The sequence below is a fragment of the Kitasatospora sp. NPDC004531 genome, from assembly GCF_053602195.1.
The window spans coordinates 19147-33440 of record NZ_JBSGDD010000023.1 but is presented as its reverse complement, the minus strand read 5'-3'; the positions used below and the strand labels follow the sequence as shown (position 1 = coordinate 33440).

The window sequence follows — 14294 nt, the reverse complement described above, 5'->3', positions numbered from 1 at the left end:
TCAGGCGTTTCCGAAGTCGTTGTCGAGCAGGGCGAACAGCTCGTCCGCTGTCGCCGTCTCCATCGCGGTGGCGGTGTCGTCCACCGGTCGCGGCGGCGGTGCCTCGCCGGCGCGCCGGCGCCAGCCGCACAGCAGTTCGTCGAGTCGGTCGCCGACCCCGTCGCGGTCGGCCGCTCCCGGCGGGGCGGCCGTGAGGAGCGCGGCCAGCCGGTCCAGCTCGGCCAGCAGCGGCGAGGGCGGTTCGGGCGCGGCGGACAGCTCCGCGTCCAGGTAGGCGGCGAGCGCCTCGGGTGTCGGGTGGTCGAAGACGGCCGTCGGCGGGACGGCCAGCCCGGTCGCCTCGCACAGCGCGTTCCTGAACCGCATCGCGAGCATCGAGTCGAAGCCGACTTCGGCGAAGGCGCGTTCCGGGCGCACCGGTCCGGTCCCGGGATGGCCGAGGACCGCGGCGGCGTGCCGGACGACCAGGTCGAGCACCGCCTGGCGGCGGGCCCGCGGGTCCAGCGGGGCCAGCCGGGCGGCCAGCCGTACGGCGGGGGTCTCGTCGTCGTCGGCCACGGCCGCGGCGGGAGCTTCCTCGGTCGGCGCCGCCGTGGTGGCGGCGGCCGTCCGGCCCGGGGTGGCCAGCCAGTACCGGTCGCGCTGGAACGGGTACGTGGGCAGCAGGACGGGGGCCTGGCCGGGGGTTCCGGTCCACGGCGTCCAGTCCACCGGGCCGGCACCGGCCGCCCACGCCTCGGTGAGCGAGGCCAGCAGCCGGTCCCGGCCGCCGTCGCCGCGCCGCAGCGTGCCGACCGCGCTCACCTCCCGGCCGGCCTCCGCCGCGACCGCCTCGATCCCGGCGAGCAGCACCGGGTGCGGGCTGACCTCGACGAGCAGGGTGTGGCCCGCGTCCAGCAGGGTGCGGGTCGCTCCGGCGAAGTCGACCGGTTCGCGCAGGTTGCGGTACCAGTAGGCGGCGTCGAGCGACTCTCCGGCGACGGGTTCGCCGGTCACCGTCGAGTAGAGCGGGACGGCCGAGGCGCGGGGGCGGATCCCGGCGAGGGCTTCGCGCAGTTCGTCCTCGACCTCGGCGACCTGCGCCGAGTGGGCCGCGTAGTCCACCGGGATCGCCCTGGCCCGGACGCCTTCCCGCTCGCAGGCCGCGAGCAGGGCGGCCAGTTCCTCGGGCTCCCCGGCGACGACCACGGCCTCGGGGCCGTTCACGGCGGCCACGCAGGCGCTCCCGCCGGCGGGCAGCAGGCCGCTGGTCCGCCCGGCGGAGGCGGCGACCGACACCATGCCGCCGCGGCCCGCCAGCCGTAGCAGGGCCCGGCTGCGCAGCGCCACCACCAGGGCCGCGTCGTCGAGCGTCAGCGCTCCGGCGACGCAGGCGGCGGCGATCTCGCCCTGGCTGTGCCCGACGACCGCGTCCGGGGTGACCCCGGTGTCGCGCCAGTGCGCGGCCAGCGCGACCATCACGGCGAACAGCACCGGCTGGACGACGTCCACGCGGTCGAGCGTCGGTGCGCCGGGCGCGCCGCGCAGCACCTCGGTCAGCGACCAGTCGGTGTGCGGGGCGAGCGCCCGTTCGCAGTCGGCGACGGCGGCGGCGAACGCCTCGGAGGCGTCGAGCGCCGCCGCGGCCATGCCGGCCCACTGCGAGCCCTGGCCGGGGAAGACGAAGACGGTGCGGCCGCCGCGCGCCCGGTCCTGCACGGCGTCGGGGGCGGGTTCCCCGGCCGCGAGGGCGTCCAGCCAGCCGAGCAGCGCCTCGCGGTCGCGGCCGGTGGCGGCTGCCCGGAAGGGCAGCGCGGGGCGGGTGGTGGCGAGCGCCCGGGCGGCCGCGGCGGCGCCCGTGCCGGGGTCGGCCCGCAGGTGCTCGCCCAGTCGGCGCGCCTGGCGGCGCAGGGCGGCGGGGGTCGTGGCGGAGAGCAGCCAGGGGACGGTGGTCCCGGGCTCGTCGGCCGGCGGGCGGTGGTCGGCGGCGGGGGCCTCCTCCAGGACGGCGTGGGCGTTGGTGCCGCTCATGCCGAACGCGGAGACGCCGGCCCGGCGCGGCCGGCCCCCGTCGGGGGCCTCCCAGGGGCGGGCGTCCGCGAGCAGCCGGACCGCGCCGGCCGACCAGTCCACCCGGCTGGACGCCTGCTGGGCGTGCAGGGTGCGCGGCAGCACGCCGTTGCGCAGGGCGAGGACGGTCTTGATGACGCCGGCGACACCGGCGGCGGCCTGGGTGTGCCCGATGTTGGACTTCAGCGAGCCGAGCCAGAGCGGGCGGTCGGCGGGCCGGTCCTGGCCGTAGGTGGCCAGCAGGGCCTGCGCCTCGATCGGGTCGCCGAGCACGGTGCCGGTGCCGTGCGCCTCGACCAGGTCGACCTCGGCGCCGGTGAGTCCGGCCGTGGCCAGCGCGGCCCGGATCACCCGCTGTTGCGCGGGGCCGCTCGGGGCGGTGAGGCCGTTGCTGGCGCCGTCCTGGTTCACGGCGGTGCTCCGGATCAGGGCGAGCACCGGGTGCCCGAGGCGGCGCGCGTCGGAGAGGCGTTCCACCAGCAGGACGCCCACGCCTTCGCCCCACCCGGTGCCGTTCGCCCCTTCGGCGAAGGAGCGGCAGCGGCCGTCGGGCGACAGGCCCTGCTGGCGGCTGAACTCGACGAAGACGTCCGGGCTCGCCATCACCGCCGCGCCGCCGACCAGGGCGAACGAGCAGTCGCCGGCGCGCAGCGCCTGGCCGGCCAGGTGCAGGGCCACCAGCGAGGACGAGCAGGCCGTCTCCACGGTCACGGCGGGGCCGCCGAGGCCGAGGGTGTAGGCGATCCGGCCGGAGGCGACGCTGGTGACGGTGCCGCTGAGCAGGTGTCCCTCGACCTCGTCGGACGGGTTCTGCGGGCCGGTGCCGTAGCCCTGCGAGGCGACGCCGACGTAGACGCCGCCCTCGCTGCCGCGTACCGAAGCGGGGTCGAGTCCGGCCCGTTCCAGGGCCTCCCAGCTGGTTTCGAGCAGCAGCCGCTGCTGCGGGTCCATGGCGAGCGCCTCGCGCGGGGAGATGCCGAAGAACTCCGCGTCGAACTCGGCCGCCCCGTCCAGGAATCCGCCGCCGGTGGTGTAGAAGGTGCCGGGGTGCAGCGGGTCCGGGTCGTAGAGGTCCTCCAGCGGCCAGCCGCGGTCGGCGGGCAGCGGGGCGACCGCGTCCACTCCGTCGGCCACCAGCCGCCACAGGTCCTCGGGCGAGCGGACGCCGCCCGGGAACCGGCAGGCCATCGAGACGATCGCCAGCGGTTCGTCGGCCGCCGCGGGCACGGCCGGGCCGGTCGTGTCGGCGGCGTCGGCGGCGTGCGGTTCCGTGCCGCTGCCCAGTTCGGTGAGCAGGTGCGCGGCGAGGTCGGCCGCCGTCGGGTGGTCGAAGACGGCGGTGAGCGCGAGCGGCAGGGAGGTGGCCGCGACCAGCCGGTTGCGGAGTTCGACGGCGGTGAGCGAGTCGAAGCCCGCCTCGCGGAACGGGCGGTCGGGCGGGAGGCCGACGGCCGACTCGTGGCCCAGCACGGCCGCCGCCTCGCTCCGAACCAGTTCGGTCAGCAGCCTGCGGCCCTCGGGCCCGGTCAGCCTGCGCAGCCGGTCCGCCCACGACGGGTCGCCGCCGGTGCCGGGCCCAGGCTCGGCGGGGTCGCCGTCCGCCGCCCGGTGTTCGGCGGCGGCGGGCAGGTCGCGCAGCAGCGCGCTCTCCCGGGCCGAGCCGAAGAGGGGTGCGAAGCGGCCCCAGTCCAGTGCGGCGACGACCGTCTCGCCCTCGTCCAGGGTGAGCGCCAGGTCGAGCGCGGCGAGTGCCGCCGCGGGGTCCATCGGCACCAGCCCGTGGCGGCGCAGGCCGTCGCCGACGGCGCCCTCGGCCATGCCCGCGCCGGCCCAGGGGCCCCAGGCCACCGAGGTGGCCGGCAGGCCCCGGCCGCGCCGCGCCGCGGCGAGGCCGTCCAGGTAGGCGTTGGCCGCCGCGTACGCGCCCTGGCCGCCGCTGCCCCAGGTGCCCGAGATCGACGAGAACAGCACGAACGCGTCCAGCGGACGGCCCTCGAACAGGGCGTCGAGGTGGGCCGCGCCGCGCGTCTTGGCGGCCGTCAGCCGGGCCAGTTCCTCCGGCGTGCAGTCCATCAGCGGGGTGTCGGAGGTGAGCCCCGCGGTGTGCACCACGGCCCGGACGGTGTCGCCCTCGGCGTGCAGCCGTTCCAGGACCCCCTCCAGTGCGGTGCGGTCGGCGACGTCGCAGGCCAGCAGCGTGCTGCGGGCGCCGAGCGCCGCCAGGGCGTCGGCCAGCGCCTCGGCCCCCGGGGCGTCGGGGCCCCGCCGGCCGAGCAGCACCAGGTGCTCCGCGCCGCGCTCCGCGAGCCGGCGCGCCACCTGGGCGCCGAGGCCGCCGGTGCCGCCGGTGATCAGGACGGTGCCGCGCGGCGTCCACGGCGCGGGCGCGGGGGCCGCGGGCTCCGGCGCGGGGACGAGTCGGCGGCCCAGCGGGACGGGCGTGCGCACGGCCACCTGGTCCTCGCCGTCCGCTCCGGCCAGCACCGCGCACAGGGCGGCCGGCGCGGGCCCGTCCAGCAGTTCCGGCAGGTCGACCAGGCCGCCCCAGCGCTCCGGGTGTTCCAGGGCCGCCACCCGGCCCAGGCCCCACACCTGGGCCTGCTCGGGGCGGAGCTGCTCGGTGCCGTCGGCCGCCACCGCGCCGCGGGTGGCGCACCACAGGGGTGCGTCGACCCCGCTCTCGCCCAGGGCCTGGAGCAGCAGCAGCGTCCCGGTCACTCCGGCGTCGAGCGCCGGCAGGCCCGGGCGGGGCCCCTCGGCCAGGGCGAGCAGCGACAGGACGCCCTCCAGGTCGCCGAACTCCGGCAGCAGCAGGGCCAGTTCGGCGCGTTCGACGGCGGCTGCGACCCGGATCACCAGCACGTCGGCGCCGTGTCCGGCGAGGGCCTGTTCGCAGGCGAGCGCGGTGTCCTCGGCGCCGGGTGCGTCCGGGACGACCAGCAGCCAGCGGCCGGAGAGGCGGGGCTCGTCGGGGACGGCGAGCGGCTGCCACGCGATGCGGTAGCGGTGCGGGTCGGCGGGCGTCTCGGCCGCCGGGCGGGCGCGCCGGGCGACGGGGGCCGGGTCCGCGGCGGCGTCCGGCCAGAAGCGCCGGTGCTGGAAGGCGTAGGTGGGCAGGTCGACCCGCCGCACGTCGGCGCCGCGCCAGCCCGCCGACCAGTCCACCGGCACCCCGCGCAGGTGCAGCGAGGCGAGCGCGGTGCGGACCGCGTCCGACTCGCCGCGGTCGCCGCGCAGCAGCGGCACCGCGCCGGGGCCGCCGGGGGCGGCGTCGGCGTCGGGTTCGTGCAGGCAGGCGTGGAGCATGCCGGACAGCACGCCGCCCGGTCCGAGTTCGAGGTAGCTCGTCGCGCCCTCGGCCCGCAGGCGGCGGGCCCCTTCCAGGAAGCGCACGGTGCCGCGGGCGTGCCGCACCCAGTGGTCGGGTGAGCGGAGTTCGGCGGCGGTGGCCGTGCGCCCGGTGAGGTTGGAGACGATCTCGATGCCGGGCGCGTGGTAGGTCAGCGACTCGGCCACGTCCCGGAAGGCGTCGAGCATGCCGTCCATCCGGGCGGAGTGGAAGGCGTGGCTGACGCTCAGGCGCCGGGTGCGGCGGCCGCGCGAGCGGAACGTTCCGGCCACGCGCAGCACCGCGTCCTCGTCGCCGGACAGCACCACGGAGTCGGGCCCGTTGACGGCGGCGATGTCCACCGCGTCCCGGTCCTCGTCCGCCAGGGCGCGGCGCACTTCCTCCTCGCCGGCCTCCACCGCCACCATCGCCCCGCCGCCGGGCAGGTCGTCCATCAGCCGGCCGCGGGCGGTCACCAGCGCGCAGGCGTCGGGCAGGTCCAGCACGCCCGCCGCGTGGGCGGCGGCGAGTTCGCCGACGGAGTGCCCCATCAGCAGGTCAGGGCGCACGCCCCAGTGCCGGACCAGCCGGAACAGCGCCGTCTCCAGGGCGAACAGCGCGGGCTGGGTGTACCGGGTGCGGTCGATCAGTTCCGCGTCGGGGGTGCCGGGCTCGGCGAACAGGACGTCCCGCAGGTTCAGGTCGAGGTGCGGGTCCAGGCCGGTCAGCACCTCGTCGAGGGCGTCGGCGAACACCGGGTCCCGGTAGTAGAGCTCCGCACCGGCGCCGGCCCGCTGGCTGCCCTGTCCGGGGAAGAGGAAGGCGGTGCGGCCGGAGCGCACGGCGCCGCCGGTGAGCAGTCCGCCGGCCGTCGTGCCGCGCGCGAGCGCGGTGAGCGAGCGCCGGACGGACGCCCGGTCCCGTCCCAGCACGGCGGCGCGGTGTTCGAGCGGGGCCCGTCCGGCGGCGAGCGAGTAGGCGACGTCCACCAGTTCGACGTCCGGGTCGGCGTCGAGCCGGCCCACCAGCCGGTCGGCCTGGGCCCGCAGCGCCTCCGGCGTCCTGGCCGAGAGCAGCAGCGGCACCGGCGGGCCGGTACGGCGGGCGGTGGGGGTGGCGGTGTCCGCGGCGAGGGCCATCGTGGCGGGGACGGTGGCGGTCGCCGTGGCGGGCCCGGCCGGGCTGTCGGTCCGGTCGAGGGCGGGCACGACGGCGATGGCGGGCGCCTGCTCGACGATCACGTGCACGTTGGTGCCGCTGATGCCGAACGAGGACACGCCGGCCCGGCGCGGGCTCCCGGTCTGCGGCCACGGGGTGTGCGCGGTGAGCAGCCGGAGGCCGCCGTCCGACCAGTCGACGTGCGGGTTCGGCGTCCCGGCGTGCAGGGTTCCGGGCAGTTCGCCGTGGCGGATGGCCAGCACCATCTTCATCACCCCGGCCACCCCGGCCGCCGCCTGGGTGTGCCCGATGTTCGACTTCACCGAGCCGAGCCACAGCGGACGGTCCGCCGGGCGCTCCGGCCCATGGACGGCCTGGAGCGCCTGCGCCTCGATCGGGTCGCCGAGCCGGGTGCCGGTGCCGTGGGCCTCGATCGCGTCGATCTGGTCGGGGCGCAGCGCGGCGTCGGCCAGGGCGGCGCGGATGACCTGCTGCTGGGAGGGGCCGTTGGGGGCGGCGAGCCCGTTGCTGGCGCCGTCCTGGTTCACGGCGGTGCCGCTGATCAGCGCGAGCACCGGGTGGCCGTGGCGCAGGGCGTCGCTGTGGCGCTCCAGCAGCAGCACGCCGGCGCCCTCGCCCCAGCCGGTGCCGTCCGCGTCCGCGGAGAACGCCTTGCACCGTCCGTCGGCGGCGAGCCCGCGCTGGCGGCTGAACTGCACGAACAGCCGGGGGGTGCTCATCACGGTCACGCCGCCCGCGAGGGCCTGCTCGCAGTCGCCGCGCCGCAGGGCCTGCACGGCCAGGTGCAGCGCGACCAGCGACGAGGAGCACGCGGTGTCGACGGTGAGCGAGGGCCCCTGGAGGCCGAGGACGTAGGACAGCCGGCCCGACAGCACGCTGGCGGTGTTCCCGGTCAGCAGGTGGCCCTCGGAGACTCCTTCGGCGCCTTCCAGCAGCGCGGAGTAGTCCTGGCCGTTGGTGCCGATGTAGACGCCGACCTGCCGGTCCTTGAGCGCGGTCGGGTCCTGCCCGGCGCCCTCGACCGCCTCCCAGGCGGTCTCCAGCAGCAGCCGCTGCTGCGGGTCCATGGCGAGGGCCTCGCGCGGGGAGATGCCGAAGAACTCGGCGTCGAAGTCGGCCGCGTCGTGCAGGAAGCCGCCCTGCCGGGTGTAGGTGGTGCCGGGGTGCTCGGGGTCCGGGTCGTACAGCGCCTCGGTGTCCCAGCCCCGGTTCGACGGCCAGTCGCCGACGGCGTCGGTGCCCTCGGCGAGCAGCTGCCAGAAGTCCTCGGGCCGGGCGACCCCGCCGGGGAAGCGGCAGCCCATGCCGACGATCGCGATCGGCTCGTTGCCGAGGGGGTCGGCGGACTCGGCGGCGCCGCCCGCCGCGTCCGGCAGCTCCGGCAGCTCCTCGGCCAGGTCCAGTTCGGCGAGCAGCCGGCCGGCCAGCGCCGACGGGGTGGGGTGGTCGAAGAGGACGGTGGCGGGCAGGGCCAGCCCGGTGGCGGCGGCGAGCCGGTTGCGAAGTTCCACCGCCATCAGGGAGTCGAAGCCGAGGGCGGAGAACGCCCTTCCGGGCTGGACGGTGTCGACGTCGGGGTGGCGCAGGACCGTCGCCGCGTGGGTGCGCACCAGTTCGGTGAGGGCCGCGACCCGGTCCTCGTGGCGCGGCAGTGCGGCGATCCGCTGCCGCAGGGTGTCGGCGGCGCCGTCGCCGTCCCGGGCCGCCGGGGGTGCGGCGGCGTCCGGGGCGGGCCGGGCGGCGGCCGGGTCCGGCATCCCGTCGAGCAGGGCGGCGGAGCGCAGGCCGATGCCCTCGGTGAAGCGCTTCCAGTCGACGTCGGCGACGACGACCAGGGTGTCGTCGGCCTCCAGTGCCCGGCCGATCGCGGTGACGGCCGTCTCGGGCTCCATCACCGGCAGGCCGAGGTCCCGCAGCCGGCCGGCGACCTGGTCCGCCAGCATGCCCGGTCCGGCCCAGGCGCCCCAGGCCACGGACGTGCCGGGCAGCCCGGCGGCCCGGCGTTCGGCGACGAGCGCGTCGACGGCCGCGTTGGCGGCCGCGTAGTTGCCCTGCCCGGCGTTGCCCACGACGCCCATCAGCGACGAGAACACCACGAAGGCCGACAGGTCGAGGCCCGCGGTGGCGTCGTGCAGGTTCCGGGCGGCGGTCAGCTTGGCGCGCAGCACCACGGCGAGGCGCGCCGGGTCCAGCGCGTCGAGCACGCCGTCGTCGAGGACGCCCGCCGCGTGGACGACGGCGGTCAGCGGGCACCGCGCCGGGATGTCCGCGATCAGCGCCGCCAGGGCGGCCGGGTCGGCGACGTCGCAGGCCGCGAAGGCGACTTCGGCGCCCAGCGCCGTGAGTTCCGTCCGCAGCTCGTCCGTGCCGGGGGCGTCGGCGCCGCGCCGACTGACCAGCAGCAGCCGCTCCGCGCCCCGGCCCGCGAGCCAGCGCGCCGTGTGCGAGCCGACGCCGCCGGTGCCGCCGGTGACGAGGACCGTGCCCCGCCACCGGGCGTCCGGGCCGGCCGCGCGGTCCTTCGGCGGCACGGGCGGCGCGGGCCGGAGCCGGCGGCCGTGGACGCCGGTGGAGCGCACCGCCACCTGCTCCTCGTCGGCGGCGGCTCCCGCGAGCACCGCGCACAGCCGGCGGGCGGCGCGGGCGTCCAGCAGCTCGGGCAGGTCGACCAGGCCGCCCCGGCGGTGCGGGTGCTCCAGGGCCAGCGTCCGGCCCAGGGCGGCGGAGGCGGCCTGGCCGACGTGTCCGGGCCGCTCCGCCCCGCCCAGGACCGCCGTTCCCTTCGTCAGGATCCAGAGCCGGGCCGCGATGCCCGCATCCTCGACCGCCTGGGCCAGGGCGAGGGTCAGCGCCGGACCGCCGGGCAGGTCGGGGTGTTCGGGGTGGGGGCGCTCCTCCCAGGACAGCAGGGACAGCACGCCGGCGATCGGCTGCTCCCCGGCGGTCTCCGTGAGCAGGGCGGCCAGCTGTGCGCGGGTCGCGCCCGGATCGGCGACGACGCACGGCAGCAGGTCGGCCCCGGCCGCGCCGAGGGCGTCCAGGACGGCCGCCGCGTCGCCGCCCTCGGGGCGCAGGGCGAGCCAGCGACCGGGCAGGCCGTCCGCCGGCGTGACCGACAGCGGCGCCCAGGCGACGTGGTAGCGCCAGGAATCGGCCGTCCGCTCACGCTTCCTGGCGGTGCGCCAGGTGGCCAGCGCGGGCAGGACTTCGTCCAGGGCGGCCCGGTCGACCCCGAGCACGTCGGCGAGCCGGGCGGGGTCCTGCAGTTCCGGCTCGTCCCAGCGGTCCTCGGCGGAGGCGGCCGGGGCGGCAGCGGGCGCCGTCAGCCAGTAGCGGGTGCGCTGGAAGGCGTACGTCGGCAGGTCGACCCGCCGCGCGCCCGGGAACACCCCCGACCAGTCCACCTGGAGCCCGCGCTCCCAGCCGCGGCCCACCGCGCGCAGCACCTGCGCCGGGCCGCCCTCCCCGCGACGCAAGGTCCCCAGCACGGCCGCGTCCACGCCTGCGGCCTCGACCGACTCCCCCACCGCCACCGCCAGCACCGGGTGCGGGCTGGACTCGATGAAGACGCGGTGCCCGGCCGCGAGGAGCGCGCGGGTCGCCTGCTCGAACTCGACGGTCTCCCGGAGGTTGCGGTACCAGTACTCGGCGTCCAGCTCCTTCGTGTCCACCAGGCCGCCGGTCACGCTCGAATAGAACGGCACCGTGCCGGACAGCGGCACGATGCCGTCCAGGTCGGCGAGCAGGCGCTCGCGGACCTCCTCCACGTGCGCGGAGTGCGACGCGTAGTCGACCTCGATCAGCCGCGCCCGCACGCCTTCCTCGACGAGCTCTTCCACCAGCGCGGCGACCGCGTCCGCGTCGCCCGACACCACCGTGGACGACGGGCCGTTGACCGCCGCTACCGACAGTGCCCCCAGGCGCTCCCGCACCACGTCCACCGGCAGCGGCACCGACGCCATCCCGCCGCGCCCCGCCAGCGAACCCACCGCGCGCGAGCGCAGCGCGACCACCCGCGCCCCGTCCTCCAGGCTCAGCCCGCCCGCCACGCACGCGGCCGCGACCTCGCCCTGCGAGTGGCCCACCACCGCGCCCGGCACCACACCGAACGAGCGCCACACCTCCGCCAGCGACACCATCACGGCCCACAGCACGGGCTGCACCACGTCGACGCGAGCCAGCAGCTCCTCGGAGCCCAGCGCCTGCGCCAACGACCAGTCCACGTAAGGCGCCAGAGCCCGCTCGCACTCCGCCATCCGCGCGGCGAACACCTGCGACCCGGCCAGCAACTCCACGGCCATCCCGACCCACTGCGACCCCTGGCCGGGGAACACCAGCGCCACCCGACCGGACACCAGCCCGCCGCCGGACACCGCGGCACCCTGCGCCAACGCCCGTACGCCGTCGAGCAGTTCGCTCCGGTCCCCGCCCACGACCACCGCACGGTGCTCGAAGGACGCGCGACCCACCGCCAGCGAGTGGCCCACGTCCGCCACGTCGAGCCCGGGCTCCGCCGCCACCCGCGCCGCGAGCGCCGCCGCCTGCGCGCGCAGGGCCTCGGCGCTGCGCGCCGACACCGGCCACACCACCGTCCCGGTGCGCGGAGCGGCGGCTTCCACTGCCTCGGCCGGCACGGACTCCAGGATCATGTGCGCGTTGGTCCCGCTGATGCCGAACGCGGACACGCCGACCCGGCGCGGACGCCCCGTGTCGTCCCACTCCCGGGCCTCCGTCAGCAGCCGCCCCGCGCCCGCCGACCAGTCCACCTCGGGCGTCGGTCCGTCCACGTGCAGCGTCCGGGGCATCACGCCGTGCCGCATCGCCAGCACCGACTTGATGACGCCCGCGACGCCCGCCGCGGCCTGCGCGTGGCCGATGTTCGACTTCAGCGAGCCGATCCACACCGGACGGTCCGCCGGCCGGTCCTGCCCGTACGTGGCCAGCAGGGCCTGCGCCTCGATCGGGTCGCCCAGGCGCGTCCCGGTGCCGTGCGCCTCCACCACGTCCACGTCCGACGCGGTCAGGCCCGCGTCCGCCAGGGCGGCCCGGATCACCCGCTGCTGGGAGGGCCCGTTCGGCGCGGTCAGGCCGTTGCTGGCGCCGTCCTGGTTGATCGCCGAGCCGCGGATCACGGCCAGCACCGGGTGCCCGTTGCGCCGCGCGTCCGACAGCCGCTCCAGCAGCAGCATGCCGACGCCCTCGGCCAGGCCGAAGCCGTCGGCGGCCGCCGCGAACGCCTTGCAGCGGCCGTCCGGGGCCAGGCCGCCCTGCCGGCTGAACTCCACCAGCATGCCGACCGTGGACATCACGGTCGCGCCGCCGGCCAGCGCCAGCGAGCACTCGCCGGAGCGCAGCGCCCCGACCGCGAGGTGCAGGGCCACCAGCGAGGACGAGCAGGCCGTGTCCACGGTCACCGCCGCCCCCTCCAGGCCGAGGGTGTAGGCCAGGCGGCCCGACGCGACGCTGCCGGTGTTGCCGGTCAGCAGGTGGCCGCCCTCGTCGGCGCCCTGTTCGAGGGAGGGGCCGTAGTCCATGGTCATCGCGCCCACGTAGACGCCGGTCGGCGTCCGCCGCAGGGTGGCCGGGTCGATCCCGGCCCGCTCCAGGGCCTCCCAGGTGGTCTCCAGCAGCAGGCGCTGCTGCGGGTCCATGGCGAGGGCCTCGCGCGGCGAGATGCCGAAGAACTCGGCGTCGAACTCGGCCGCGCCGGCGAGCGAGCCCGCCTCCCGCTGGTAGTACCGGCCCGGTGTGCCGGGCGCGGGGTCGTACCGTCCGGCGGTGTCCCAGCCGCGGTCGTCGGGCAGCGCGGAGACGGCGTCGACGCCCGCCGACACCAGCTCCCACAGCTCGTCGGGGCTGCCGACCCCGCCGGGGTAGCGGCAGCCCATGCCGACGATCACCACGGGGTCGTCGTCCGCGGCCCGCCGCACCGGCTGCTCCGCGCCCGTGCTCCCGTCGGGCCGGTCGCCGCCGATCCGGGCGGACAGGTAGGCGGCGAGCGTCGCCGGCGTCGGGCAGTCGAAGACGGCCGTCGCCGGGATGCGCAGCGCCACCGCCGCGCTCAGCCGGTTGCGCAGCTCCACGGCGGTGACGGAGTCGAAGCCCAGGTCGAGGAAGGCCGCGTCGGCGGGGACCGGTTCGGAGCGCCCGGTCACGGCGGCGATCTCCTCGTCCACCAGCCGGGTCAGCGCGGCGAGCCGCTCGGTGGCGTCCAGGGCGGCCAGCTCCGCGCGGTACGCGCTGCCCGCGTCCGGGCTGCCGCCGGCTCCGTCCGGCCCGTCCGGGTCCGCCGGGGCGGGCTCGGCGAGTGCGGCCAGGACGGCCGCCGGCAGTTCCGGTGCCCGGGTGTGCGGCCCGGCGGACGGCGCTTCCCGCTCCGGGGCGGCGCCGCACACGTACAGGTCGCCGAGCGAGGCCAGGAACCGGCCCGGGCCGCCCTGGTCCCGGCGCAGCGTGCCGAGGACGGCGGCCCGCGCGCCGTGTCCCTCCGCGCAGTCCGTGAGGGCGGAGGTCAGCACGGTGTGCGGGCTGACCTCCAGCAGGACGTCGTACCCGTCGCGCAGCAGGGCGTCGGCCGCCTGGTGGAACCTGACGGTGTTGCGCAGGTTGCGGCACCAGTAGTCGGCGTCCAGGACCGGGGCGTCCAGTCGTCCGCCGGTCAGTCCGGAGTAGTAGGGCACCTGCGGGGTGCGGGGCCGGATCGGGGCGAGGTCGGCGCGCATCCGGGGGACGATCGCGTCGATGTGGGGCGAGTGGGCGGCCAGGCCCACCGCGATCCGCCGGGCGTGCACGCCGTCCGCGGCCAGGTCGGCGAGGAGTTCGGCCGCGGCGTCGCGGTCGCCGGAGACGATCACGGACCGCGGGCCGTTGTGCGCGGCGACGACGAGGCGGCCGTCCCAGCGGCGCAGCCGCGGTTCGATCTCGTCGGCCGGGGCGAGGACGGAGACCATGTCGCCCTGCCCGGCCAGGGTCGCCTGGGCCTGGCTCCACAGGGCGACCACCCGCGCGGAGTCGTCCAGGGACAGTGCGCCGCCGACCGCGGCGGCGGTGACCTCGCCGACGCTGTGCCCGAGCACGGCGGCCGGTTCCACGCCGTGCGAGCGCCACAGCTCGGCGAGCGACACCGTCACGGCGAACAGCAGGGGCTGCACCACGTCGGCCCGGTCGGCGGCGGGCGCGCCCGGCGCGTCGGGGTCGCGGAGCACGTCGATCGGCGACCAGTCGACGAACGGTTCCAGGGCCTGCGCGCACGCGTCCATCCGGTCGCGGAACACCGCGGAGGCGTCCAGCAGGTCCACCGCCATCCGGGGCCACTGCGCGCCCTGTCCGGGGAACACGAAGGCGACCCGGCGGTCCGGGCCGGCGGTGCCCTCCGCCAGGCCGGGCATGCTCCGGCCGTCGGCGAGCGCGTCCAGCCGCCGCAGGAACCCGTCCCGGTCGCCGGCCACCAGCGCCGCCCGCCGGCTCCCCTCCGAGGCGGTGCGCGCGAGGGCCGTCGCGACGTCCTGGGGGCTCCAGTCGTCACGACCGGCCAGGTACCCGTGCAGGGCGCGGGCGCCGGCCGCCAGCGACTGCCTGCCGCTGCCGGCCAGTGTCCACAGCAGCGGTGCTTCCGTACCGTCGGGGTGCGCCATCGTGTCTTCGGACTCCTTCACGGCGAGCGGGACCACCGGTCGCCGAACCGTGGCGCGCGCCCCGCACTCGCGGGTCCGGTGACGGTTCGCAACGGGACGCCTTC

Annotated in this window: 1 protein-coding gene; it reads right to left on the bottom strand. The window is 77.7% G+C overall.

The genetic code is table 11. The annotated features are described in order from the left end of the window. Positions 1-14190, bottom strand: a complete 14190-nt coding sequence (locus ACWEMJ_RS12870; protein WP_452137046.1) for a type I polyketide synthase — start codon at positions 14188-14190, stop codon at positions 1-3. Positions 14191-14294 lie beyond the last annotated feature (104 nt).